At 39.5% G+C, this 23,555-nt stretch carries 26 protein-coding genes; 8 read left to right on the plus strand and 18 right to left on the minus strand.

Translation table 11 applies throughout. The features are described from left to right. Positions 1-4 precede the first annotated feature (4 nt). The 8 genes from BC659_RS05830 to BC659_RS05865 form a co-directional block, all read right to left on the minus strand. Positions 5-1,090 (minus strand): efflux RND transporter periplasmic adaptor subunit, encoded by a 1,086-nt coding sequence (locus BC659_RS05830; RefSeq protein WP_133473728.1) that lies wholly within the window; start codon positions 1,088-1,090, stop codon positions 5-7. A 107-nt stretch (positions 1,091-1,197) separates the two neighbouring features. After that, entirely contained in the window at positions 1,198-1,566 is a 369-nt protein-coding gene (locus BC659_RS05835; protein WP_211340706.1) for a hypothetical protein, read from the minus strand. A 156-nt stretch (positions 1,567-1,722) separates the two neighbouring features. Then, positions 1,723-2,235: a hypothetical protein gene (locus BC659_RS05840; protein ID WP_133473730.1), complete on the minus strand. Its 513-nt coding sequence runs from the start codon at positions 2,233-2,235 to the stop codon at positions 1,723-1,725. 39 nt (positions 2,236-2,274) lie between these two features. Further along, a complete protein-coding gene (locus BC659_RS05845) occupies positions 2,275-2,730 on the minus strand; it encodes a DinB family protein (protein ID WP_133473731.1) in 456 nt (151 codons plus the stop codon). A gap of 180 nt (positions 2,731-2,910) precedes the next feature. Then, a complete protein-coding gene (locus BC659_RS05850) occupies positions 2,911-3,462 on the minus strand; it encodes a carboxymuconolactone decarboxylase family protein (protein ID WP_133473732.1) in 552 nt (183 codons plus the stop codon). A gap of 101 nt (positions 3,463-3,563) precedes the next feature. Next, on the minus strand, positions 3,564-4,154 hold the full coding sequence (locus tag BC659_RS05855; protein WP_133473733.1) for a Crp/Fnr family transcriptional regulator: 591 nt from the start codon (positions 4,152-4,154) through the stop codon (positions 3,564-3,566). 50 nt (positions 4,155-4,204) lie between these two features. Beyond that, entirely contained in the window at positions 4,205-4,756 is a 552-nt protein-coding gene (locus BC659_RS05860; protein WP_133473734.1) for a DUF4256 domain-containing protein, read from the minus strand. 46 nt (positions 4,757-4,802) lie between these two features. Continuing rightward, the gene (locus BC659_RS05865) at positions 4,803-5,264 is read right to left on the minus strand and encodes a nuclear transport factor 2 family protein (protein ID WP_133473735.1); all 462 of its coding nucleotides are present in this window, start codon (positions 5,262-5,264) and stop codon (positions 4,803-4,805) included. A 143-nt stretch (positions 5,265-5,407) separates the two neighbouring features. Here BC659_RS05865 and BC659_RS05870 point away from each other — a divergent pair, with 143 nt between their 5' ends. Next, complete coding sequence (locus BC659_RS05870; RefSeq protein ID WP_133473736.1) at positions 5,408-6,556, plus strand: amidohydrolase family protein; 1,149 nt, start codon at positions 5,408-5,410, stop codon at positions 6,554-6,556. 60 nt (positions 6,557-6,616) lie between these two features. On the opposite strand, the gene recO is transcribed toward BC659_RS05870, so the two are convergent. Together recO and pheS are read right to left on the minus strand one after the other, a co-directional pair. Next, on the minus strand, positions 6,617-7,354 hold the full coding sequence (gene recO / locus BC659_RS05875) for a DNA repair protein RecO (protein ID WP_133473737.1): 738 nt from the start codon (positions 7,352-7,354) through the stop codon (positions 6,617-6,619). A gap of 113 nt (positions 7,355-7,467) precedes the next feature. Next, positions 7,468-8,499 carry a phenylalanine--tRNA ligase subunit alpha gene (gene pheS / locus BC659_RS05880; RefSeq protein ID WP_133473738.1) on the minus strand — a complete coding sequence of 344 codons (1,032 nt, stop codon included), beginning with the start codon at positions 8,497-8,499 and terminating at the stop codon, positions 7,468-7,470. Positions 8,500-8,622: 123 nt separating this feature from the next. Here pheS and BC659_RS05885 point away from each other — a divergent pair, with 123 nt between their 5' ends. Beyond that, complete coding sequence (locus tag BC659_RS05885; RefSeq protein ID WP_133473739.1) at positions 8,623-9,384, plus strand: DUF4290 domain-containing protein; 762 nt, start codon at positions 8,623-8,625, stop codon at positions 9,382-9,384. Between the two features lie 122 nt (positions 9,385-9,506). Continuing rightward, positions 9,507-10,811: a UDP-N-acetylglucosamine 1-carboxyvinyltransferase gene (gene murA / locus BC659_RS05890; RefSeq protein WP_133473740.1), complete on the plus strand. Its 1,305-nt coding sequence runs from the start codon at positions 9,507-9,509 to the stop codon at positions 10,809-10,811. Positions 10,812-10,821: 10 nt separating this feature from the next. Here murA and BC659_RS05895 read toward each other — a convergent pair whose 3' ends face one another. Both BC659_RS05895 and BC659_RS05900 read right to left on the minus strand, forming a co-directional pair. Then, on the minus strand, positions 10,822-11,262 hold the full coding sequence (locus tag BC659_RS05895) for a response regulator (protein ID WP_133473741.1): 441 nt from the start codon (positions 11,260-11,262) through the stop codon (positions 10,822-10,824). Between the two features lie 23 nt (positions 11,263-11,285). Then, positions 11,286-15,509 (minus strand): PAS domain S-box protein, encoded by a 4,224-nt coding sequence (locus BC659_RS05900; protein WP_133473742.1) that lies wholly within the window; start codon positions 15,507-15,509, stop codon positions 11,286-11,288. A 138-nt stretch (positions 15,510-15,647) separates the two neighbouring features. On the opposite strand from BC659_RS05900, the gene BC659_RS05905 reads away from it, so the two are divergent. The 4 genes from BC659_RS05905 to BC659_RS05920 all read left to right on the plus strand — a co-directional run bounded on the left by BC659_RS05905 (position 15,648) and on the right by BC659_RS05920 (position 18,419). Beyond that, positions 15,648-16,232, plus strand: a complete 585-nt coding sequence (locus BC659_RS05905) for a nitroreductase family protein (RefSeq protein WP_133473743.1) — start codon at positions 15,648-15,650, stop codon at positions 16,230-16,232. Positions 16,233-16,416: 184 nt separating this feature from the next. Further along, a complete protein-coding gene (gene gmk, locus BC659_RS05910; protein WP_133473744.1) occupies positions 16,417-16,992 on the plus strand; it encodes a guanylate kinase in 576 nt (191 codons plus the stop codon). Positions 16,993-17,032: 40 nt separating this feature from the next. After that, positions 17,033-17,851 (plus strand): SDR family oxidoreductase, encoded by an 819-nt coding sequence (locus BC659_RS05915; RefSeq protein ID WP_211340707.1) that lies wholly within the window; start codon positions 17,033-17,035, stop codon positions 17,849-17,851. A 97-nt stretch (positions 17,852-17,948) separates the two neighbouring features. Beyond that, positions 17,949-18,419: a hypothetical protein gene (locus BC659_RS05920; RefSeq protein WP_133473746.1), complete on the plus strand. Its 471-nt coding sequence runs from the start codon at positions 17,949-17,951 to the stop codon at positions 18,417-18,419. Between the two features lie 3 nt (positions 18,420-18,422). Here BC659_RS05920 and lysS read toward each other — a convergent pair whose 3' ends face one another. From lysS to BC659_RS16825, 4 genes are all read right to left on the minus strand, one after another. Continuing rightward, positions 18,423-19,949: a lysine--tRNA ligase gene (lysS, locus tag BC659_RS05925; protein WP_133473747.1), complete on the minus strand. Its 1,527-nt coding sequence runs from the start codon at positions 19,947-19,949 to the stop codon at positions 18,423-18,425. Between the two features lie 82 nt (positions 19,950-20,031). Continuing rightward, a complete protein-coding gene (locus BC659_RS05930; protein WP_133473748.1) occupies positions 20,032-20,496 on the minus strand; it encodes a GNAT family N-acetyltransferase in 465 nt (154 codons plus the stop codon). Next, positions 20,489-21,076 (minus strand): pseudouridine synthase, encoded by a 588-nt coding sequence (locus BC659_RS05935; protein WP_133473749.1) that lies wholly within the window; start codon positions 21,074-21,076, stop codon positions 20,489-20,491. The genes BC659_RS05930 and BC659_RS05935 overlap by 8 nt, the downstream gene beginning before the upstream one ends. 115 nt (positions 21,077-21,191) lie before the next feature. Continuing rightward, positions 21,192-21,353 (minus strand): hypothetical protein, encoded by a 162-nt coding sequence (locus tag BC659_RS16825; protein ID WP_162847361.1) that lies wholly within the window; start codon positions 21,351-21,353, stop codon positions 21,192-21,194. A 140-nt stretch (positions 21,354-21,493) separates the two neighbouring features. Between BC659_RS16825 and BC659_RS05940 the strand changes: the two genes are divergently transcribed. Next, positions 21,494-22,444 carry a UDP-3-O-(3-hydroxymyristoyl)glucosamine N-acyltransferase gene (locus BC659_RS05940; protein ID WP_133473750.1) on the plus strand — a complete coding sequence of 317 codons (951 nt, stop codon included), beginning with the start codon at positions 21,494-21,496 and terminating at the stop codon, positions 22,442-22,444. Between the two features lie 119 nt (positions 22,445-22,563). On the opposite strand, the gene BC659_RS05945 is transcribed toward BC659_RS05940, so the two are convergent. Together BC659_RS05945 and BC659_RS05950 are read right to left on the minus strand one after the other, a co-directional pair. Continuing rightward, positions 22,564-23,133 (minus strand): thioredoxin domain-containing protein, encoded by a 570-nt coding sequence (locus BC659_RS05945; protein WP_133473751.1) that lies wholly within the window; start codon positions 23,131-23,133, stop codon positions 22,564-22,566. Positions 23,134-23,203: 70 nt separating this feature from the next. After that, complete coding sequence (locus tag BC659_RS05950) at positions 23,204-23,539, minus strand: hypothetical protein (RefSeq protein WP_133473752.1); 336 nt, start codon at positions 23,537-23,539, stop codon at positions 23,204-23,206. Positions 23,540-23,555 lie beyond the last annotated feature (16 nt).

A 23,555-nucleotide genomic window follows, 5' to 3' on the forward strand; every position in this document is an offset into this window, starting at 1 on the left:
TCCGCTATTCTGCGTGTAAATTGTTTAACTCATATAGTTCTTTTTCGAAGGGTACAAAGCTGTATTTGATACGTTCATTATTCTTTACTTTACCCAACCCTTCAGCCAGAATTTTATCCTGCGGACTCAATCCTGAAGCCACTACATACACATGTGGCATCTCCTGCGCAATGGTGATCTGTCTGGCTTTTAATACATTATTGGCATCTACTACATACACAAACTTTTTATCGAGTACATCGAAAGTTGCCTTTTGTGGAATGAGTATGGCTTTTTTGAAAGCTACAGGCATTAGAATATTACCTGTTTCGCCATGACGGAGAATACGTTTGGGGTTGGGAAATGTGGCCCGGAATGCAATATTACCGGTTTCGTTATTGAAATCGGCTTCAATGGTTTCAACGATGCCCTTCTGATCGAATACCTGGTGATTGGCCATTTCGAGTAATACACTTGTATTACTGCCTTTTTTGTCGCGCGACATATAATCCAGGTATTCAGCTTCGGGCACATTAAAATATACCCACATTTTACTGTTGTCTGCCAGCGTGGTTAACAACTCACCTTCATCGAGTAAGCTTCCTAAACGAACATGAAACTTATCGAGTATACCATCGAATGGAGCGCGGATTTGTGTAAAAGAAAGGTGCGCCTTAGCAAGCGATAATTCGGCCTGCGCTTTGTCCAGCTTAGCTTTTGCCAATGCAAGTTCATTTTTAGAAACGATATTGCTATCTGCCAGCTGTTTGGTATTCTGGTATTCAATTTTAGCGAAATTCACTTCCGCTTCCGACTTCTGAGTTTCTGCCTGATAAATAAGGGGCATAATCTGAAAGAGTAGCTGCCCTTTTTTTACAAACTGGCCTTCATTCACAAAAATTTTCTCCAGGTAACCTTTTTCAAGCGCCCTTAATTCTATGTGCTGAATTGAATGTACCTGGCTAACATATTCTTTATTGATAGTGGTATCTCTTTCAATAGGACTGGTAACAATAAACTGAATTTCTTCGTGTTTTTCTTCCTTGTGTTCTTTGCAACCTGCGGCTAATAAAGTGGTTGCAGCAATAATGGAAATAAAAAATTGCTTCATAATTTTTTTGATTGACTAAAGAGGATAAAGAGGGTATGTTATGTGAGGAACCACACGACATTTTAGTACACAATGCTGAGCAGGTGTACAGGTTCAAATCAAAAAAATCAGATCAGGTAACTCTTCCACGAATGGTGGAGCACAAAGAGAGGGATGGCTATTCGCTGCTGGATAGCCTGGTTATAATGAAAAGATTGTACAGCCTGTATTAGGGTGGTTTGCTGCAGCGCAACCAGTTGTAAAAAATAAGTAGTAAACCCGGCTTTTTTATCATCATCTGCCCCATCTTCCAGTTCTGCAATACCGTTTTCAGGATCTTCAGGTAAAGGGAGCGGCTCCGATGGATTGTTGGACTGATCGGGTTGGCTGGTTTTAGTGGCCAATACTGTTTTGACTGATTTAGCCAGTTTAACAGGGGCTACACTTGCCTTAACCGAACCTGCAAAAAACACAAGCATCCAAAGTATCAAAACCATTGACCCTGCAAGTGTTTTGCAGGTATGGCTGATATTTTTGTAGCTATGATTTTTCTTACGGATAGACATATTCAATAAACAAAAATACTTATAAATTTTCAGTAGCCAGTTAAAAATCCAGTTTTCACGTTTTATTGGCACATAATTAATCAATTATTAATCATACCAGATTGAAAACAAATAAACGTTAGTTTGATTAAAGCCAACTATACATAGAAAGTAATCAAATCCAATAATACATTCATCAGTAATGCCGTCTATACCTTTCATGGGACGCTTCGAAAAAGAAGGAGTAAAATAATAAAACCTCGTATCATCAGATGGTATATAACGGGTGTTAAATTCAACTTTATCAACAAACAAATCGACATCTGTTATCCAGTTGCCATTTTCCTTGTTAACTAATTTTAAAAAATATCTTACTTCATTTAAAAGTTGCCCACTGGCTATTTCTCTAAAATGTTGTTCCAATATTTTTTCTTTTATATATGGCCCATACCAAGCCTGTTCTTTTGGAGCCCCTACGCTGAATAATGGAGAAGCTTTTAATAAACCTACTACATAAGAAAGATTAACAGACTTGAAGAGTGGTTTCTCGATTGAGGAATGAGTAATGTCTATAGAAATAGGACCAGGGCCTGTATAGAGCTCCCTACTGATTACTTTCATGAAAAATCTCGTTATTATCTACAAAAGTCATATTCTTATTTATAACATTTTTCGGATACTCATCATCATCCCCATATGCAAACCTTCATGGTAATTATTGAATTCCAAAGCATCTTCCAATGACGCGAGATGAAAGCCGGTGGCCGTCATTCTTTCGGTAAAACTGGTAAAAATGCCTTTGCCTAAATCTGCTATGGTACTTTCACAGAGGCTTAGCAATAAAGCCTTCAGTTCATCTGCTTCTGTCTGTGTAATATCTCTCTCAGGTTTGCTACCGGGTTTATAGAGATGAAACATATCATCTGTAACCTTCATCGGCAAACCAGACAGGCGATATACCAAAGATTGTTGTGCTACAATAATATGTCCGGTGTTCCAGATAAGGTTATTACTGAACCCTGCCGGCACTTTATTGAGCTGTTCCAGACTAAAAGCATCTATAAATTTCAGGTAATTTTTACGACTGGTTTCAAAAGTTTTTAATAAAGCATTCATTCTTTTCTATTTTCTGGTCTCCTTAAAATTAAAATCAATAGTAAGATAAATAATGAATACCCTGTACAAAATTGTCTTTACACAAGCATGTATTATTTACTACAAAGTCTGCCAATTATTTAATCAGCAGACTTTGTACAAGGGATTATCAGTTTCACTTTCCAGGATAACGAGAAGTATTTATAGCTCATCGGCCAATGGAAAATCAATTTCAAATGAAGTGAGGTTATGGATATAGTTACTGATGATTTTATCTCCAACCACAATAATGGTATCGATCATATTGATTTCATTATATCCTGCTGCAAAAAAAGCTTCTCTGCTTTCTACAGATGCCCTTCCACGGCTGGTAACTACGGAGGCTGTAAATTTAGCCAAAGCATCTAATTTGGGATCGAACCCCGCTGTACCTTTTCTTATTTCCAGCATCTGCTCATCTGTAAAACCATTCATTTTACCAATGGCTGTATGGGCACTTTGACAGTACCGGCAGCCATTAATCTGACTTGTTACAAGATTAATGACTTCCCGTTCTTTTGCTTTTAATGAGCTTTTACGGTTTTGGAGTGTCAGGTAATCGCTCAGGGCCGTTTCACTTTTGGCGAAATAGGCATACAGATTGGGTACAAACCCCAACCGGCTTTGCAGTGTATCGAAAATTGCCTGATTGTTTGCACTTACTTCTTCTTTTACAGGAACACTAAATGTTCTTGAATTTGCTACTGATGTCATAATTGATGTATTACAATGTTTTGTCGATATTGACACTGTAAAATTGCCATGACCAGCAAAAGGAAAAAATGAAGTACATCAGGAAATTATGTTGATCTGGATCAACTATTTTTTGTTCTTTTTTTATTTCTTATCCGTGAAAGAAACTCTGTTGTCATGCCCAAATAAGACGCCAGGGCGTACTGGGGAAGACGTTGAACAATCTGAGGATATTTTTCCAGAAACCTTTCATACCGTTGTTCAGCTGTTTGTGTGAGGTTAGAAATAATTCTTTGCTGCATAAAAGCAGCTGTTCTTTCTGCCCTGATCCTGAAAAAAGTTTCGAATCTATGGCTACTCTTTTTTAAAGCTTCTTCAGCTTCATAAGAAATTTCAAGAATAATACTGTCTTCCAACGCAACCACAAACATAGTTGCAGGTTTTTGAAGAATATAACTGTTATAATCAGTAATCCACCAGTCTTCTATGGCAAAGGCAATAGTACTGTCATTTCCATAATCGTCTACTACATAAGCCCTGAATGCACCTTCTAAAACGTAATTACGATTTTTTACTATAAAATCGGGCTGCACAATGAACTGTCTTTTCCTTATCTTTTTTTCTTTGAATGAAGCAGCAAAAATCTCCGCTTCCTCTGTTGTGAGAGGAACTGTTCGATTAATATATTCAATGATTTTATCTTTCCCGTTCATCTGATCAGATTCAAACCTATTGTATTTATGCTGATAGCCGTAAGTAAAAACTATACCAGTAAAGATGCCCTGAAGCCCCTTGCCGCATAATAAGAACCCGCCCCGTTATGGTACACAAATACATGATGATAGCGCCAGTCGCCAAAAACGGCACCTCCATGTTTACGAATTGCATCCGGTGTTTTAAGCCAGCTGGAAGTTTTGGTATCAAAATTTCCAAGCGTTTGCAGATACCGGTATTCTTCTTCCGTCAGCAATTCAACCCCCATGGCTTCTGCCATATCAATAGCGGTATCGGCTGGTTTAAATTCTTTACGGCTATCCAGCGCTTCACGATCGTAACAAAGACTTCTCCTGCCTGATGGGCTTTCAGGAGAACAATCCATAAAAATATAGGCGCCCGTTTTTTTATCCTGTCCAACCACATCGGGTTCACCACCTGTTCTTTCCATTTCACTGAGTGACCACAATTTGTCGGCATTAGCTTTTATCCTTGCTTCAATTTTGTCCCACTCAATGCTTTTATGTCGCTTTATATTTTTTTCAAACCGGGCTTTTAAAAGCTCCATCAGTTGGCTTGCTTGTTTTGCTGACAATTTCATACCTGTATCATTTTGACGATCAATTGTATTAATTCGTAACAGATTTTTATTTATTCTTTTTTAATTCCTCACAACCTGTTGTATCAATGGTATAGGAGGCATTTACAATTTTCCATACCCCTGATGCGTGAATCAATGTAAATACATCGACTCCACAATGAGAGAATTTTTCATTCACCAGGAATTCATAGGGTACCCATGCCATAGCAATACCATTGTGTATTTTAATTTCGTAACGATGAGGTATTTCTTTTACTTTATTTTTTGAGATTAATTTATTGATATCAGCCCTGAAATCACGCATATCGAACTTTCTCGAATTTGAAATATTCGACACCCGCCATAATTGCCCATCAATAAATACAACATTTTTTAACAATGTCGTATCCTGCTTTTCTAAAGACAGGAAAAAAGAATCAATAGTTTCTTTAATCGCTTTTTCATCTGGTGTTTGGGAATGTGTTGTTAAACTTATACCCAGTAAAACAATTATAATAATTTTTCTCATGTTACTTTTTTAATGCTGAATAAACCTGCAATTAAGATAGGGAAAGATTAGAAGGAAAGACTGAGTCTGACAAAAAATGTATGCAAATATTTCTACATCATCAGTGTTTTATCCAATAACTTCGCTAATAATCAACAATTATTTTGTCTTACCTAAAATTGAGCACTCCCCAATTATTCACCGGTACAGAAATGCTGGATGAAAACGCTGTGCTGATTACAAGGCAGGATGGTACTATTGAAGCAATTGTACCTGCTGAGGAAGCCGGAGATGATATCAGGCAATTAGAAGGCATACTCTGTCCGGGTTTTGTAAATGCCCATTGCCATCTCGAGCTCAGCCATATGAAAGGGCTGATACCTGAACATACAGGATTGGTCGATTTTATATTACAGGTGGTCACTAAAAGGTCCATACATGTTGATGATATACTGATTGCCATTGAAAATGCAGAAAATGAAATGTTTGCTGCAGGTATTGTAGCAGTAGGTGATATTTGCAATTTCACGCATTCTCTTATACAAAAAAATGCTGGTCGATTACACTATCACAACTTCATTGAAATCAGTGGCTGGAATCCACAAGTGGCTGCTGCAAGAATGGAACAATCTCTCCATTTCTTCAAAGTATTTAAGTCTTGTTTCCCTCATCATACAAGCTTATCGCCTCATGCACCTTATTCGGTATCTTCAGCGCTATGGGATTTAATGCATCCTTTGTTCGAGAACCAGATTATTACCATTCATAACCAGGAATCGAAAGCAGAGAACGAACTTTTTCAAAAAGGTACTGGCGATTTTATAAAGCTGTATGAAGTAATGGATATCCGGAATCCTTCATTTATTGCCGTTGGAACCAATAGTCTTCCTTTTTATCTGCCTCTATTACAAAAAGCAAGACAATTAATTTTGGTGCACAACACTTTTATTAGTCAGGAGGATATTGATCTTCTACTTCCGCAAAACTTGTCAGTAACATTTTGCCTTTGCCCAAATGCCAATCTGTATATTGAAAATACATTACCACCAGTGGACCTGCTGCTGAAGAATAACCTCAATATATGTATTGGTACAGATAGCCTGGCCAGTAATCATCAACTAAGTGTAATGGAAGAAATAAAAACATTGCAATTGCATTTTCCAGATATACCCTTAGCTACACTCTTACAGGCCGCTACCTTAAACGGTGCCAAAGCATTGGGTATGGATGATGTATTGGGCAGTTTTGAAAAAGGAAAAAAGCCGGGAGTAGTGCTATTAGAAAAGGAAAATACCATCTCTAGGATTCTGTAATCTCTAAGTGAACTCCATTACCTTATATTCTTTGGTAATACCCCACTGTTTGATACATACTCAACTTAAAATTTCCTGCAAAATGGCAAGTGTCTTGAGTTCTCCAAAGTCGGCAATATGTAATGCCATAAAATTTTGATAAGACTCCAGCAAACTTCTTCTGATGGTTCGGTTTAGTTTTATATGTTCCAGTTCGTTATAAAACTGCAGTTCATTTAGCTGTGAGGTTACTTCTGCCTGTAAACCTTCCAGGTAATAAGGGTGTGCAGGTGTATGTGATACAAACATGCCTTCCTGTAAATCGAAAACCGGTGTAACGGTACTATAGTTGCCCTGCGGTTTAAAACCCAGTTCTGTTGCCAGATGCATAATAAAATAGAGAGGGAGATTGGCCGTGAGGGTTTCGTTGCCTTTATCGAGCTGTTTCAGGCTGTCTTCAATCAGATAAAACAATTCCGGATTGGCTTCGGGTTGTTTCAGGCTATGCTGCAGCATTTCAATCATATACATGGCAACAGCATGTTTTACCACATCAGATAAAACAGCCTCATATAAATAACTCCATCGATATTCTTTTACAAATTGTAATTGCTTCAACTCATTATGGTATACTTCCATTTCGAGTAAAGCAGAGGGTTGAAAATAAGAGGCTTTACCGGAAGAAGTTTTGGTGCTCTGTCTTACGCCTTTTACCAGATAACTCTGTATACCAAACAATTCGGTATAAACAGTACTGATAACACTGGTGTCACCATATTTTACGGTTCTCAGCACAATACCTTTTGTTGCGTGGAGCATGGTTTTAGCTTATAGCATATAGTTGATGGCTTATAGTAAATAGCTGAGAGGTTATGGTATATGGTAGCAAATTCTTCCTGCTATACGCCATCACCTATTCGCCATAAGCTCTTCTATATTACTCCTGTAAACTGTTTCAGAAACCTCACATCATTTTGTGAATACAGGCGAAGATCATTTACCTGATACTTTAACTGCGTAATTCTTTCTACACCCATACCAAATGCAAAGCCGGTGTATTTGGTGGAGTCAATACCAAAATTTTCGAGCACTTTAGGATGCACCATACCACTACCCAATATTTCTACCCATCCTGTATGCTTGCAGATATTACAGCCTTCGCCACCACATATCTGGCAACTGATATCCATTTCAGCACTGGGTTCTGTAAAAGGGAAATAACTGGGTCTGAAACGCACTTTCACATGCTGGCCAAACATTTCCTGTACAAAAAAGTATAAGGTTTGTTTGAGATCGGCAAAGCTTACGTTCTCATCAATATACAAGCCTTCCACCTGATGAAAGAAACAATGGGCTCTCGCACTGATGGTTTCATTTCTATACACTCTTCCGGGACAAATTACCCGGATAGGTGGTTTTTGGTTTTCCATAACCCTGGCCTGTACACTGCTTGTATGCGTGCGTAAAAGCCAATCGGGATTTTGGTTAATGTAAAAAGTATCCTGCATATCACGGGCCGGATGGTCTTCGGGCAGGTTCATGGCACCGAAATTATGCCAGTCGTCTTCAATTTCAGGACCCTCTGCTACCGCAAAACCCAGACGGCGGAATATGGAAATAATCTGGTTTTTCACCAGATTCAAAGGATGTCTTGTGCCTACAGGAAACAAATCGCCCGGCAGCGTGATATCTTTAGCAGAAGTACCAGTATCTGTTTGTTCACCTGCATGTTCTTTTAATAAGGCATAGCGCTGTTCAGCAAACTCTTTGAACTCATTCAGCACCTGTCCAAAAGCTTTTTTCTGCTCTACGGGTACATTTTTCATTTCACCCATTACAGTCTTCACCAATCCTTTGGTACCCAGGTATTTGATACGAAAAGCTTCTACCAGATCAGGTGTATGGGCTTCAAAAGCCTGCATTTCCTGTTTATATTGCTCAATCTGTTGCACGATCTGTTCCATGTTGCGAAGATAAATAGCAGGGCGCAGTGCTGAAAAAATGATTTCTTTAACGCTTATCCACGTAAAATATACCCTTCAACGCCCTGAAATACTTACATTTGTTGCTGTATTTATTAAAGTTACATGGAATATAACACTTCGAGAAGTTACCTGGGTATGCGTGAATATGGTCGTCATGTACACAAAATGGTGGACTATTTACTGACAATTGAGGACCGCGATAAAAGACAGCAGCAGGCTCAGGCTGTGATTGAACTGATGGGTTTTCTGAATCCGCACCTGAAAAATGTAGAAGACTTTAGACATAAACTATGGGATCACTTGTTTTTCATCAGTGATTTCAAATTAGATGTAGACAGTCCTTACCCTATCCCACAAAGAGAGACTTATAAGCAGAAACCAGACCCCCTTCCTTATCCCAAGCGTCATCCCAAATATGCGCATCTGGGTAAAAACCTGGAAGTGGTAATCGATAAAGCTTTAAAGGAAGAAGACCCCGAGAAAAAAGCAGGATTTGCACATGCTATTGCCTATTACATGAAACTGGCATATAGCAACTGGCATAAAGAGCTTGTACACGATGATGCCATCAGAAGCGAGTTAAACAGCATTACCGGTGGCGAACTTGAGTTTAGCAATACCCCATATATCAAACACCGCAACCAGAATTTTGAACGCGATGAATATGGAAGCGGTGGTGGTCGTGGTGGTCGCTGGCAACAAAATTTCGGTGGCCGCAATAACAACAACCGCAATAATAATAACCGTAATAATGGTGGCGGTGGTCGCAACAATAATAATAATCGCAATAATGGTGGTGGCGGCCGCAACAATAACAACAACCGCAATAACAGCGGTGGCGGTCAGTTTAAAAAGCGTTATTGATAATACTTCAGTATATCATGAAAAAAGCCCCAACAAAATTGCCGGGGCTTTTTTCATGACAGTACCTTTATAAGCGCCTGCCATTTATTACATTCGTGTACACATTCAATTAAGCAACTATTATGGGTTCATTTGAAGTACGTGGTGGAAACCGTTTGAAAGGAGAAATTATTCCGCAGGGAGCCAAAAATGAGGCATTACAGATATTATCTGCTGTGGTCCTCACAGATGAGGAAGTAACCATTTCGAATATTCCCGATATCCTGGATGTAAACCTGTTGATTGAATTGTTACAGGATATGGGTGTTAAAACAGAAAAACTGCATGCGGATACCTATCGGTTTAAGGCAGACGATGTGAATATTGATTACCTATCGTCTGATGCGTTCAGAAAAAAAGGGGGGCGGTTGCGTGGTAGTGTTATGCTGGCCGGGCCGATGCTTGCCCGTTTTAAAAAAGCGTATATCCCCAAACCCGGTGGTGATAAAATTGGCAGAAGAAGGCTAGATACCCATATTATTGGTTTTGAAAAATTAGGGGCTTCATTTACTTATGATGATGCACAGAGTTGCTTTAAGCTATCGGCCACCCAGCTAAAAGGTAGTTTTATGTTACTGGATGAGCCTTCCGTAACAGGCACAGCTAATATTGTGATGGCTGCTGTACTGGCTGAAGGAGTAACCCAGATTTACAATGCTGCCTGTGAACCCTATATTCAGCAGCTCTGCAGTATGCTGAACCGTATGGGTGCGAAAATCAGCGGTATCGGCAGTAACTTATTAACCATTGAAGGTGTTAGCCGGCTGGGTGGAACAGAACACCGTATGTTACCGGATATGATTGAGATCGGCAGTTTTATCGGACTTGCCGCTATGACACAAAGTGAACTCACCATTAAAAATGCCGGTGTTCAGCACCTGGGTATTATTCCGGAAAAATTCAGCCAGTTAGGTATACAGTTCTCCATCAAAGGCGACGATATCTATATTCAGGCACAGGATGTATATGAGATACAGACTTATATGGACGGGGGTATCTTAACCATTTATGATCACCCATGGCCAGGCTTTACACCAGACCTTCTGAGTATTGTACTCGTAGTAGCTACACAGGCAAGGGGCAGCGTGCTTGTTCACCAGAAAATGTTTGAGAGTCGTTTATTTTTTGTAGATAAACTCATTGATATGGGTGCACAGATTATTCTCTGCGATCCACATCGCGCAACAGTTATTGGTTTAGGTAGAAAAAATAACCTGAGGGGTATCACCATGAGTAGCCCTGATATTCGGGCAGGACAGGCATTGTTAATTGCTGCATTAAGTGCGGAAGGCAAGAGCACCATTCAGAATATTGAGCAGATAGACAGGGGGTATCAGAAAATTGATGAGCGACTAAGGAATATCGGTGCAGACATAAAGCGAATCTGATAAAACAGTATCAATGCTTCCCTGGAAGCTTAACAATAGATATCCAGTAATCTTCTATACTGCGTATTACATCCATGAATTTATTCAGATCAACCGGTTTTATAACATAACAGTTCGCATGGTTTTCATATGATTCCTGAACATCCGATTCGGCAGAAGAAGTTGTAAGCATGATCACTGGGATTGTTTTCAATATCGGATCTTTTTTCATGGTACCCAATACCTCTTTACCATCAATTTTGGGAAGATTAATATCCAGTAAAATAATATCAGGCGATGGAACACCTGTGTACCTACCTTGTTTTTTAAGGTAATCCAGTGCTTCTTCTCCATCTCTCACCACTTTTATCTGATTTCTGATTTTGGCTTCTTTAAAAGCTTCAATGGTGAGCCTGATATCACCCTCATTGTCTTCTACCAATAAGATTTCTAGATCCTGAAAAGCGGACATATGAATGTTTTTAGTTGATGTATTTACTTAGGCATACTAAAGAAAAACGTACTTCCTTTTCCTTCTTCCGATTCAACCCATATTTCTCCGTGGTGGCGCTCGATTATTTTTTTACAGATAGCTAATCCGATGCCTGTTCCGGAGTAGTTATTGATGGGATGTAATCGCTGGAACACCACAAATATTTTCTCGAAATACTTTTGGTTAATACCAATGCCATTATCCTTTACAAAAAACACATATCGACTCTCTTCTTCCAGACAACCAATGTGAACATGGGGGGGGAGTTCACTCTTATACTTAATCGCATTACCAACAAGGTTTTGGAGCAGCTGCAGCAACTGTGTAGCATTACCAATGATTACCGGTAACGGATCTGCTATTAAAGTTATTCTTTCTTTTTCAAATCTGGATTCGAAAATTTGAACTACCTGACTTGCAATCATATTCATATCGACCGGCTGAAATTCTTCGGTTATGGTAGATACCCTTGAGTAGGAAAGCAGGTCAAGTATCAGCCTTTTCATCCTGTCTGCACCGCCTACAGCGAAGTTGATATATTCTCTTGCTTTTTCATCTAATTTCTCATTGTACTGTTTTTCAAGTAGTTGCAAAAAACTGCTCACCATCCTTAATGGCTCTTGCAGGTCGTGAGAAGCTACATAAGCAAAACGTTCGAGTTCAGCATTTGATCTTGCCAGCTCTGAAGCTCTTCTTTGTAAAATGGCATTGAGTTCCTGTAACTGCTGCTCTGAACTTTTTAGGGCAGAAATATCCTGGGTAGACCCGATCATACGGATCGCTTTTCCTTCTTTATTTCTGATAATATAACCACGATCGTACACATGCGCATAGCTCCCGTCAATTCTTTCAAACCTGTATTCATCCTCCCAATATTGGTCTTTGGTCAATTCCAGTACCTGCTCTCTTTTTTGGATTACTTTATTTATATCATCAGGGTGTACATGTTTGCGCCAGAAATCATTATCGCTACTTGCCGTTGCGGAGTCATAACCAAAAAGTTTTTGCAATCCATCGCCTGAGCGGATAACAGAACCTGTTCGCATATCCCAATCCCAGATAGCATCACTGGTTGCCTTGGCAACGAGTTCATATCTTTCATTAGATCTTCTGGTTGCAGTTTCTGCCCGTTTCCGTTCTGTTATATCTCTGATAAAAGCACAAAAGAAAGAATCATTATCCTGTTTTATCGGTAATACAGTTAACTCAATCTGAAATGTTATCCCATCCCGGTTAATGGCACTGAGTTCCAATAAAGTATTCAATGCAGGTCCTTTACCGGTTACTTTATACTGTTCCATTCCGTGATCATGCATGGCACGATAAGGTTCCGGAATGATGATATCGGAAAGCCGTTTCCCCATTACCTCTTCCTGTTTCCAGCCAAAAATATGTTCGGCCTGTGGGTTCCAGAAAGTAATCATTCCTTCCGTGTCAATACAAACAATGGCATCCAGTGCCGCATTCATGATAAGCCTTCTCTTTTCTTCGCTATCGCGCATCAGAGAATCTGTTTTCCGTCTTTCGGTAGCATCACGCTGTACAGCCACCCAATGCGTATAACAACCGGCTTCATTTGTAACCGGCGATATGGTGAAATTATTCCAGAATGGTTCTCCATTCTTCTTATAGTTAAGTACTTCTATCTCACATGAGTCCCATTTTTTCAACGCTTTTTTTAACCTTTCCAATTCTTTTCTATCGGTTCCCTCACCCTGAAGTATACGGGGAGTTTTACCAATGACCTCTGCCGCCTCATATCCGGTAACTTTTGTAAAAGCCTCATTCACATACAGTATTCTCGGCCCCTCTCCATCAATTGGTTCAGCTTCTGTAATAAGAATGGCATCTTTGGTATTACTGATAACCATTCGCATAAGGTGCAACCTTTCTTCTTCTTCTTTTTTACTGGTAATATCGTTACGGATAGCAACGAATTGGTAAGGTTTTCCCTTTTCATTTATAAAGGGAACAATGGTTGTATCAACCCAGTAATAAGTTCCTGTTTTTGTTTTATTTCTGATTTCACCACGCCATACTTTCCCATTGGCAATGGTAACCCAAAGGTTTCTGAGAAATGATTTTGGATGATATCCCGAATTGATAATCCTATGGTCCTGCCCGATCAATTCTTCTTTGGCATATCCCGATATTTTACAAAAATTATCGTTTACATATTGAATAATCCCTTTTTGATCTGTAACCGCAACAATACTTGACTGATCAAGTGCAAACTTATAATCCGATATCTCTTTTACTTTTTCAATCAACTGACTATTTACACCTTCCAACTGCTGGTGATATCGTTTAGTTTCAGAAATATCTCTGCAATAACAGGCTATACCAATAATCTCATGATTGGTAATAATGGGATTGAAGCTTATTTCTAACCATTCTTCAGATTGCCCCTTTAATGCCGGCTGATGAATCAATTCAGTAAAAAAATCTCCCCGGAAAGCTCTTTCATACAGGTTTTTCCAATGTGCAACAAATTCCGGGTGGAAGTTTGAAGTATCCAGCATATAGTCGCCCGGTTGAAAAAGTTTACCGGTCTGCTTTTGAATATTACTGAGGAAAGAGGTATTGGCACTTAGTAACCTGAAATTATTATCGATACTCCAGATCAGGTCACTGGTATTATTGATTAAGGCTTCTTTATTCTGCTTTTCAAACCTGCCCTCTTCCTCTGCTTTTATTCTGGCTGTGATATCATTAACCAATACCAGAACCGATGGCTGTTTATCATGGGTAATATGGTGCGCTGTAATTTCAACATACAGCAGTTCCTTTTTTTTAGTTAAATGACGCCAGATACTATGGTGTATTTCATATTCCTGTAAGCGGATTTTTTCAGCTTTTTTTACTTTTTCTACGTCCTCCTCAGGTCTTATATCCATGATGGTCATAGACAGAAACTCTTCTCTGTTATACCCGTATTTCATGATAGCCGCATCATTTACCTCTATAAACCGATAAGAGCCTTCCTGATAAATCCACATGGGCATTGGATTGGCATAAAAAAGCTTCTTATACCTTTCTTCAGATTCCCCAAGTGCCTTTATGCTCATGATTTCTTTTGTGGCATCCCTTGCAGTCATCATGAGCTTATCGGCCTGCCCATCTTCATTAAAAAGCGGAATACAGGTAATTACGAAATGATACTGACGACCATCGTGATCACTAATGTTATAATCAAAACTTATTTTCTGTCCTGCAAATACCTTTTCAAAATAAGCAAGTGTATCAGGCTTTACATTTGATTGCCGGATTTTTAACATCGACAATCCATTTTCCAGTTCTTGTCCTAAGAAAAGCCTGGCCATTTTATCAGCGGCCTTGTTAAATGTAATCAACCTGTACTCACTATCCATTACCAGAAAAATTTCTTCTGTTGTATCCAGAATCATACGCATATGATTCTTGGAAACCCTAATCTGTTCCTCTGCTTTTTTGGTTACAGTAATATCCGTAAAAAAAATTGTAATACCTCCATCAGGAGATGGATATATCCTGTTTTCAAACCACTTATCCCATGGTGAATAATATTCCTGCATCACTATGGGTTCACGCTCCTCCATTACTTTATGATAATTGTAATAGAAAGGTTGTCCAATAGCTTCCGGAAAAATTGTCCAGATATCTTTTCCTAATAAATCTTCCGGTTTATAATCAGCCAATAACGCAGCACCACGCTCATTAATATAACTATAACACCAGTTTTTATCTAAGGCCACAAAACCGTCTGAAATACTGGATAAAATATTATCCATCAGCAGACGTGTCCTTGTGAGGTTTTCCTTTACCTGCCTGTCAGACAATACCTTATCTGTTACATCTTCCACAGAATTAATAATCTGCGTTACTTCATTGGCCTCGTCAAGAACGGGTGTATTCATGATGCGCCAATAACGCTCTACAAAATTACCGGTACCATCATTGGCGGGAATGTCATACCTGAAATCATTTAATTCATTGGTTTGTTTTAATTCAATTACCTTATTAAATAACTGTAACAGTTGCTCTTTAGCTTCCTTATTATAAATACCCGGTGTATCCGGGAAAACAGAAAAAATCGGGTTCCCCTTAATCATATCATAGGTTGTAAGGGTAACCTTCAAATAAGCTTTATTGCCTGTAATAATTGTAAAAGAGGGGTAATCAGGTTGTAACAAAAGGTACATACCCGGTAAATTGTCAAATACAGATTGAAACTCTTTGACCGTCATAGCAATCAAATGGCAAATGCCGGGGTTACTGATAATTGAAAGCCAATTCTACTTTTAAACATAAGTAATTTTTATGGTTTTACGAAACTGTTTTCAGGTTTATACTTGCTGTATGCTCTGCATATTTATTTTTGCAGAATGCAGCCGATCCATACACTTAAACAGGTTATTAGAGAAAGAAGAAGTATTAAGCCCACTTCTATGAATGGGAAAAAAATAAGTGATGCCTCTATTTACCAATTACTTGAACTGGCAGACTGGGCACCCACACATGCAAAAACAGAACCCTGGCGCTTTATTGTATTTACAGAAAACAGTCTTCAAAGTTTCTGTCAACAACATGCAGATCTCTATAAAGAGCACACAGATCCCGAAAAATTCACCACAGCAAAATACCAGGGCATTATCCATAATGGTGAGAAAGTTTCTCATCTCATTGTCGTTTACATGAAACGACAGCCAACCAAAAAAATTCCGCTTGTAGAAGAAATAGCTGCAACAGCTGCTGCCATGGAACATATTTTATTAGGCGCACAGGCCCTGGGTATCAGCTGCTTATGGAGTACAGGTGGCATGACACATCACGAAAGTATGAAACAAATGCTGGGACTAGCTGAAGATGATATGGTAATGGGTCTTTTATACCTGGGTTATACTGATGAACCCTTATCCGAGGGGAAAAGAAATATACCTCTTTCAGAAAAAATAAGCTGGCATAAATAAATCTTAAACGCCTCCCCTCTCTCTGATAGAAACAGTCTTCGTAATGAGTATGCCCTGAATAGCCGGGATTTTTTTTCGCAGAGAGAAAGGGATAAGAAGAGGCCACAGATTCTATACCGAACACTTGCACTTTCGTTTGAAATAAACGCCTTCGCAGGCTTCTAAAAATTCTGTTTCTTTGCACATGCAAGCAAACAAGGGAAAACTTATCATTATTACTGCACCTTCGGGCTCAGGTAAAACTTCCATTACCCATTACCTGTTACAAAAATATCCCTTACTCTGCTTTTCGATCTCAGCAGCTACCCGCTCTCCAAGGGGACAGGAAAAAAACGGTGTTGACTATTATTTTATGTCTGCGGAAAGTTTTCAGCAGAAAATAAAGGAAGATGCTTTTATTGAATGGGAAATGGTATATGAAGGAAAGTATTATGGAACATTGAAATCGGAACTGGAGCGTATCTGGAATGAAGGAAAAATTCCTGTACTCGATATTGATGTAAAAGGCGCCATCCATGTACAGCAGCAGTTCGATGGAAGTTGTCTGTCTTTATTTATTCAGCCCCCATCCGTAGAAGAATTAAAAAGAAGACTTGAAAGCCGCGGTACAGAAACCCCGGAGAGCCTTGCCGATAGGGTAAATAAAGCCAGTTATGAAATTTCATTCAGTCATCATTTCCACCATACTGTGGTAAATGATGACCTGCCAAAAGCCTGCCAGGCAACCGAAGCACTCATTAAAGATTTCTTAGGTTGGTAGGTATGTTTCCTTACATTTAGGGATATCAATTTCATTCATCATGCCATTTCAGAACAGAACTATTCTTATCACCGGCGCCAGTAGAGGCATCGGAAAAGCCATTGCATTACGTCTTGCTAAAGAAGGTGCCAATATTGTGGTAGCTGCTAAAAGTGTTACCGAGGACCCACGCCTGGGCGGTACCATTTATTCAGCTGCTGCAGAAATTGAAGCTGCAGGTGGTAAAGCATTGGCTGTGCAGGTTGATATACGACATGAAGAACAGATTCAGGCTATGGTTGAACAGGCCGTAGCCAAATTCGGCGGTATTGATGTAGTGATTAACAATGCATCTGCTATTCAGCTTACACCAACAGAACAAACAGATACCAAACGTTTTGATCTGATGCACAGCATTAATGTAAGGGGTACTTTTCTGGTAGTAAAACATTGTATACCCTGGCTCAAAAAAGGAAAGAATCCCCATATCATCACACTGTCGCCGCCTGTTAGCCTGCAACCAAAATGGCTGGGCGGACACATCGCCTACACTCTTACCAAATACAATATGAGTATGTTGTCACTGGGCTGGGCTGCAGAATTTAAAGGAGCGGGTATTGCCTCCAATGCACTATGGCCAAGAACCACTATTGATACGGCAGCAGTTCGTAATCTCCTTGGCGGCGAAGCATTGGCGAAAATGAGTCGTACTCCGGAAATTATCGCAGACTCCGTTTTTTATATACTTCAGAAAACCGGGCTGAGCTGTACAGGAAACACTTTCATTGACGAAGAAGTGCTTGCAGCAGAGGGTATTACAGATTTAGAAAAATATTCAGTTGTACCAGGAGGCCAATTGTATAATGATTTATTTGTATAGGTATTAATCTAATTTTAAGGTTGTAAAATAAAAAACCCCTTAAATAAGTTGTAATATCGCATACCCCCTGATGCGAACTACTGCTCTAATACTCGTTTTGACGACCCTTATGGTCGTTTCCTCTCATGCACAATACCATGGACGTTGTGGCTCTTATCGTTACACTATTGATGGAAAACTGATCAGCAATCTTGATATAGTTATACCCGGTTCTGGAAATGACATATCCATTAAGAGCTACTATAAAGTCGATACTAAAAATGGTTATATCTGGTTCTGGATAGAGGAAACAAAAGCCGGTAGTAACAGTATTGCTAAGTTCACCAGTTTATGGAGCAGGCTTTCTGAGTTAAATGCTGAAAGTTTTAGCAGCAATAAAAATAATCCTGTGGAGGTACAGGTTCAGTTAAGTAGTTCTCAACAGTTTTTCTTTACAACAGTATACTATAGTCAAAAAAAAGGACCCCAGTATGAGGTCCGTAATAAATTATCCATCCGGTTCAATAATGAGGCAGATGCCAATGCCTTTATAAGGGATATGCAGCCATATATTCCCGGTTATAAATAACTTTTATTCCACTTGTTTTTCTGGCCTCATCTGTGGAAACAGCAATACATCCTGAATGGAGGGCTGATTCGTCATCATCATGCATAAACGGTCTATGCCAATTCCAATTCCTGATGTAGGTGGCATACCATATTCCAGCGCGCGAAGGAAATCATGATCAATAAACATCGCTTCATCATCACCACGCTCCATGAGTTTCAATTGTTCTTCAAATCTCTCTCGCTGGTCTACTGGATCATTGAGCTCAGAATAAGCATTGGCGATTTCCTTTCCATTCACCATCAGTTCAAATCGTTCAACTAAACCCGGCTTGGTGCGGTGCTTTTTGGTGAGCGGGCTCATTTCAACCGGATAATCGATGATAAAAGTTGGCTGAATGAAGGTATGCTCACTCGTAGCCCCAAAAATTTCATCAATCAGCTTACCCTTACCAATATTGTTTGGAACATCTATTTTCAATTGTTTACACACTTCACGCAAGCCTGCTTCATCCATAACACTTACATCAATACCCGTATTCTCTTTAATAGCATCATGAATACTGATTCGTTTAAAGGGTGCCTTAAAACTAATGATCTTGTCTCCTAATGGAACATCTGTGGTTCCATGTAAAGCGATGGCTATCTTTTCAAATAATTGTTCCGTAATTTCCATCATCCAGAAATAATCTTTATAGGCCGTATACCATTCAAGTACAGTAAACTCAGGATTATGCGTTCTGTCCATGCCCTCGTTTCTGAAATTGCGGCTAAACTCATATACCCAGTCAAATCCACCCACAATCAAACGTTTCAGGTATAGCTCATTGGCAATACGGAGGTAAAAGGGAACGTCCAGCGCATTATGGTGGGTGATAAATGGTCTTGCAGCGGCACCTCCGGGAATGGCCTGTAATACAGGCGTATCTACTTCCAGTGCTCCCTGCTCATTCAGAAATGTACGAATGGTATTGATGAGCTTCGTACGCTTTACAAACGTATCTTTTACATCCGGATTGATAATCAGGTCGGCATAACGCTGGCGATAGCGGAATTCGGGGTCTGTTACTGCATCGAATACATTTCCTTCCTCATCGCGCTTAACCACCGGAAGCGGTTTCAGCGATTTGGCAAGCATGGTAAATGTTTGTGCATGGATAGAAGTTTCGCCTGTTTTGGTAATAAAAGCAAAACCGGTAACACCAATAATATCACCCAGGTCAAGACCATGCTTGATCACATGATCCCAGAAAGACTTGTCTTCTTCCGGACAAATATCATCCCGTTTAACATATAGCTGTATAATACCTTTACTATCCTGAATCTTAATAAAGAATACTTTCCCTTTATCATTGATGCTCATTACCCTACCTGCTACACAAACACCTGCGAATGCTTCTTTATTTTCCTCGGAATAATTTTCCTTTATATCTGTTGAGTAGTGACTAACGGGATACAATGCTGCCGGAAAAGGATCGATACCTACTTCCTGCAGTTTGGCTAGTTTTTCACGACGAATCAGTTCCTGCTCCGATAAATGTGCTTGACTCATATAAATACTTCGATTACTTGAAGGCAGCAAAATTAACGCTTACCATGCAAGATTGTTGAAAGATTCGCGGATTATTCGGCCTTTATTGTGCTGATGGAAGATAAATATCCGGATTATGTATCTGCATGATTCGATGGGTAAGCTGTTCAGGTACCGGTTGCCATCCGAACTGACTGTACAATCCATGTGCATCACTCGTAAAAAGCAGCCATCGCCTTAACCCCTGTAAGTCTGGATAAGCATGAATGGTTTCCATCAGCCATTTAGACAATCCCCTACCCCTGTGTTCCGGTAAAACGAAGACATCTCCCAAATAGGCAAAACTTGCCTTGTCGGTAATCACACGAGCAAACCCCACCTGTTTGTCAAAGAGAAAAATACCAAAACAAAGTGAGTTTTGTATGGATTTACGGACCAGTTCTACCGGGATATTTTTTGCCCAGTATGATTCTTCCGAGAGATATCGGTGAATGGTTTCAATATCAAATATTGTTGTATCGGTACTGATCGTATAATTATCTTTTTGGCTTTGCAAGGATTTATTCATGAAACAGTTTTTTATAGAGGGTTGATTTTGACAGACTGATCAGGTCGCCCGGCTGCATGCCATCGATAGTTAACGTTTCAATACTGTAACGAATCAGTCGCAGGGTCGGGAAGCCAACAGTTGCTGTCATTTTTCTCACCTGCCTGTTTTTTCCTTCAGTTAAAACGATACTGATCCAGGGTGCCGGAATTTCTTTTCGGAACCGAATGGGTGGGTTACGTAGCGGAACAATCGGTTCTGTTTTGAAAAGTTCAACATGGGCAGGAGATGTTCGATATGGTTTACCATCCACCGTAATAGATACACCCCGGCTAAGTTGCTCAACTGCATCTACTGTAATAGCACCATCAACCTGCACCCAATATTTTCTTTCATGTTTGTTTGCCGGGTGCAATAACCGATGGTTTAACTGTTTATCGTTTGTGAGAATCAATAACCCTTCACTATCATGATCCAATCTTCCAACGGGATAAACATCTTTGGGAACGTCAAAAAAATCAGATAAAGTCTGCTTGCCGTCAACCTGCGAAAACTGCGATTGAACGAGGTATGGTTTATAAATAATGAAGTAATAATTCATGGAAAACAAAAGTCCCGCAGAAGCGAGACTTTGTATATGGATGGGTTAGTAAGTACTGGGAAATAAATTTCCCTACACAATATTAAAAAGAGTTTTATCGAAAGCAAAAAAATTTTTAAACAATTTTATTCACATTTTTGGCGGCTTTGTTAATAGCCGCCCTTTTTACAATGTTTGTTAAGCCTTGTTTAATGCGGTATAAAAACACAGTCTGCACAAAAAAGAAAAAAGTAGATTCGCTGTAACGTTGATGAATAAAGGGTTGTAGCAGATTCATTTTTTTTCATTTAAATAAGATACATACTTGCTATTAGCATCTGACACTAAAATTTCAAGCCTTTTTTAAGCCCTGAATCAAACTAAAATAATTTATCCGCAAAGGGCTTATTACCTTTGATTTTAACAAAAAAAGGGCATATGAAGTTTCCCGCACCCGTTTCTGTAAGCTGGATAGCATCTCTGATTCATGCTGATATCAAAGGAAATCCGGACGCACTTATCACAGGCATTAATGAAATTCATAAAGTAGAAAAGGGCGATCTTGTATTTGTAGATCATCCGAAATACTATGATAAAAGTCTCAACAGCGCTGCTGATTTTATCATTATCAATACTGCAGATGTTAGTATTCCCTCTGGTAAAACCATTCTGGTTACTGATGAGCCATTTGAAGCTTACTTAAAAATTGTACGCCATTTCAGACCATTCACACCTGCTCAATCCAGTATCAGTTCAACAGCTGTTATTGGTGAAAACACAGTAATAATGCCCAATTGTTTTATTGGTGAAAATGTAGAGATAGGGAAACATTGTATCATACATCCGAATGTAACCATACTTGACCATACCATCATCGGCGACTATGTAGTAATACAATCAGGTACTGTTATTGGGAGTGATGCATTTTATTATAACACCAAAAAGAACCGCAGTGTGTGGTATAAAAAAATGTTGAGTTGTGGCAATGTTGTTATAGAAAACCATGTTGAAATTGGTGCAGGTTGTACCATCGACAGAGGTGTAACAGCCGAAACAAGAATCGGACAAGGTACCTGCATGGATAATATGGTTCATATTGGCCATGATACAACCGTGGGTAAGAACTGCTTATTTGCTGCACAGGTAGGAATAGCAGGTGGAACCATTATTGAAGATGGTGTTACCCTTTGGGGCCAGGTAGGCGTAAGCAAAACCCTGACCATCGGTGCCAATGCAGTGGTACTCGCACAAAGTGGTGTTCCCTCTTCACTGGAAGGTGGAAAAACCTATTTCGGTTATCCTGCCGAAGACGCATCCCTGAAAAGAAGAGAGCTTGTCTGGATCAAAAGAATCCCGGAATTATGGAAGAAAGTGATGGAGGGAGAGTGAATGGTCAATGGTCAATGAATTAAATTGGGTGAGTAGTGAGTAGTCAGTAGTGAGTATCTTAGCCAATAATATTCGCTACTGACTACTGACTACTCACTACTCACCATTGACCTCTCTGCTCACAACCCACTATAATTAGGGGTATACTTTTCATGCCGGAGTATTCGCAATAAATCCTTTTCCAGTGATTCAACCGGGTATTCAATGATACGGCCCATTTCGGACTGGTTATGATAAATAATGAGTGTAGGTACCCTTTTTATGTTTTTACCCGCTTCTTCATGCTGTGGACTTTGCTTATAAGCATCTCCGGCATTGCTCACAAAAATCAGTTTCACCTGCTGAATATCATAACCCGACGATTCCAGCATTTTTAACATACGTGGTACTTCTCGTTTACTGTCGCCACACCATGTACCGAGAAATATTTCAATTTGTTTGTCTTTTAATAAGGGTCTTAGCTGAACAGTAAATGAAGAATCCGGTTGATAAGCTGAAAAGCCGGTTGTAAACCATTGTCCGAAAGGTGGTTTTCGCAATAAGGCAAGCTCGCAATGTCCAAGCAACATGGGTTCGCCATTTGCATTTTTTATTTCTGTATTGGTATAAGTAGCCGGCACCTGTGCATACGCAGGTGCAAAGGTGGTAGCCATACATACAATGGCTGCCACCCATATCAATGATTTCATTGTAAATGGATTATAGGTTGATGAATAAATACACAGCTCCGCTAAGCGGAAACACAGAATTTGTATGTATTCAAACCAGCGGCGGGTGGAAAATCAGCGGCTTATAGGGAGTTGGGAGATGATCAGTATAAAAACCATTTTGAGGTACTATCGCTGCTATTACGGCTTCTTCCGCTGATATATTTTTTTCAATAGTAAATTTCCAATCTGTTTTAAACTGTATGTCTTTTTGTTTTTCTGTTGCAGGAATACCGTCTACATCTGTATCTGAGGAAAGCATACAATCGCACCAGCTTTTATCGGCCATTGTTACAGCCAGTGCTGTACATTCTGCATAAGCCATCCACTTTGCTACCTGTGGTGCATAAAGTGATAGGGATAGTATGATAGTTACCAGGTATTTCATAACCTGTATACAAGAT

The organism is Sediminibacterium goheungense (assembly GCF_004361915.1).
GTDB lineage: Bacteria > Bacteroidota > Bacteroidia > Chitinophagales > Chitinophagaceae > Sediminibacterium > Sediminibacterium goheungense.

What these genes read in the sequence shown, in the direction of transcription:
- BC659_RS05950 (WP_133473752.1), bottom strand. Translation starts at nt 23,539, where the DNA reads ATGAAATACCTGGTAACTATCATACTATCCCTATCACTTTATGCACCA.
- BC659_RS05830 (WP_133473728.1), bottom strand. Translation starts at nt 1,090, where the DNA reads ATGAAGCAATTTTTTATTTCCATTATTGCTGCAACCACTTTATTAGCC.
- BC659_RS05940 (WP_133473750.1), top strand. Translation starts at nt 21,494, where the DNA reads ATGAAGTTTCCCGCACCCGTTTCTGTAAGCTGGATAGCATCTCTGATT.
- BC659_RS05915 (WP_211340707.1), top strand. Translation starts at nt 17,033, where the DNA reads ATGCCATTTCAGAACAGAACTATTCTTATCACCGGCGCCAGTAGAGGC.
- BC659_RS05845 (WP_133473731.1), bottom strand. Translation starts at nt 2,730, where the DNA reads ATGAATGCTTTATTAAAAACTTTTGAAACCAGTCGTAAAAATTACCTG.
- BC659_RS05895 (WP_133473741.1), bottom strand. Translation starts at nt 11,262, where the DNA reads ATGTCCGCTTTTCAGGATCTAGAAATCTTATTGGTAGAAGACAATGAG.
- lysS (WP_133473747.1), bottom strand. Translation starts at nt 19,949, where the DNA reads ATGAGTCAAGCACATTTATCGGAGCAGGAACTGATTCGTCGTGAAAAA.
- BC659_RS05865 (WP_133473735.1), bottom strand. Translation starts at nt 5,264, where the DNA reads ATGAGAAAAATTATTATAATTGTTTTACTGGGTATAAGTTTAACAACA.
- BC659_RS05855 (WP_133473733.1), bottom strand. Translation starts at nt 4,154, where the DNA reads ATGAACGGGAAAGATAAAATCATTGAATATATTAATCGAACAGTTCCT.
- BC659_RS05850 (WP_133473732.1), bottom strand. Translation starts at nt 3,462, where the DNA reads ATGACATCAGTAGCAAATTCAAGAACATTTAGTGTTCCTGTAAAAGAA.
- BC659_RS05860 (WP_133473734.1), bottom strand. Translation starts at nt 4,756, where the DNA reads ATGAAATTGTCAGCAAAACAAGCAAGCCAACTGATGGAGCTTTTAAAA.
- pheS (WP_133473738.1), bottom strand. Translation starts at nt 8,499, where the DNA reads ATGGAACAGATCGTGCAACAGATTGAGCAATATAAACAGGAAATGCAG.
- BC659_RS05885 (WP_133473739.1), top strand. Translation starts at nt 8,623, where the DNA reads ATGGAATATAACACTTCGAGAAGTTACCTGGGTATGCGTGAATATGGT.
- BC659_RS05835 (WP_211340706.1), bottom strand. Translation starts at nt 1,566, where the DNA reads ATGGTTTTGATACTTTGGATGCTTGTGTTTTTTGCAGGTTCGGTTAAG.
- BC659_RS05935 (WP_133473749.1), bottom strand. Translation starts at nt 21,076, where the DNA reads ATGAATTATTACTTCATTATTTATAAACCATACCTCGTTCAATCGCAG.
- BC659_RS05840 (WP_133473730.1), bottom strand. Translation starts at nt 2,235, where the DNA reads ATGAAAGTAATCAGTAGGGAGCTCTATACAGGCCCTGGTCCTATTTCT.
- recO (WP_133473737.1), bottom strand. Translation starts at nt 7,354, where the DNA reads ATGCTCCACGCAACAAAAGGTATTGTGCTGAGAACCGTAAAATATGGT.
- gmk (WP_133473744.1), top strand. Translation starts at nt 16,417, where the DNA reads ATGCAAGCAAACAAGGGAAAACTTATCATTATTACTGCACCTTCGGGC.
- BC659_RS05930 (WP_133473748.1), bottom strand. Translation starts at nt 20,496, where the DNA reads ATGAATAAATCCTTGCAAAGCCAAAAAGATAATTATACGATCAGTACC.
- BC659_RS05945 (WP_133473751.1), bottom strand. Translation starts at nt 23,133, where the DNA reads ATGAAATCATTGATATGGGTGGCAGCCATTGTATGTATGGCTACCACC.
- murA (WP_133473740.1), top strand. Translation starts at nt 9,507, where the DNA reads ATGGGTTCATTTGAAGTACGTGGTGGAAACCGTTTGAAAGGAGAAATT.
- BC659_RS05900 (WP_133473742.1), bottom strand. Translation starts at nt 15,509, where the DNA reads ATGACGGTCAAAGAGTTTCAATCTGTATTTGACAATTTACCGGGTATG.
- BC659_RS16825 (WP_162847361.1), bottom strand. Translation starts at nt 21,353, where the DNA reads ATGAATCTGCTACAACCCTTTATTCATCAACGTTACAGCGAATCTACT.
- BC659_RS05905 (WP_133473743.1), top strand. Translation starts at nt 15,648, where the DNA reads ATGCAGCCGATCCATACACTTAAACAGGTTATTAGAGAAAGAAGAAGT.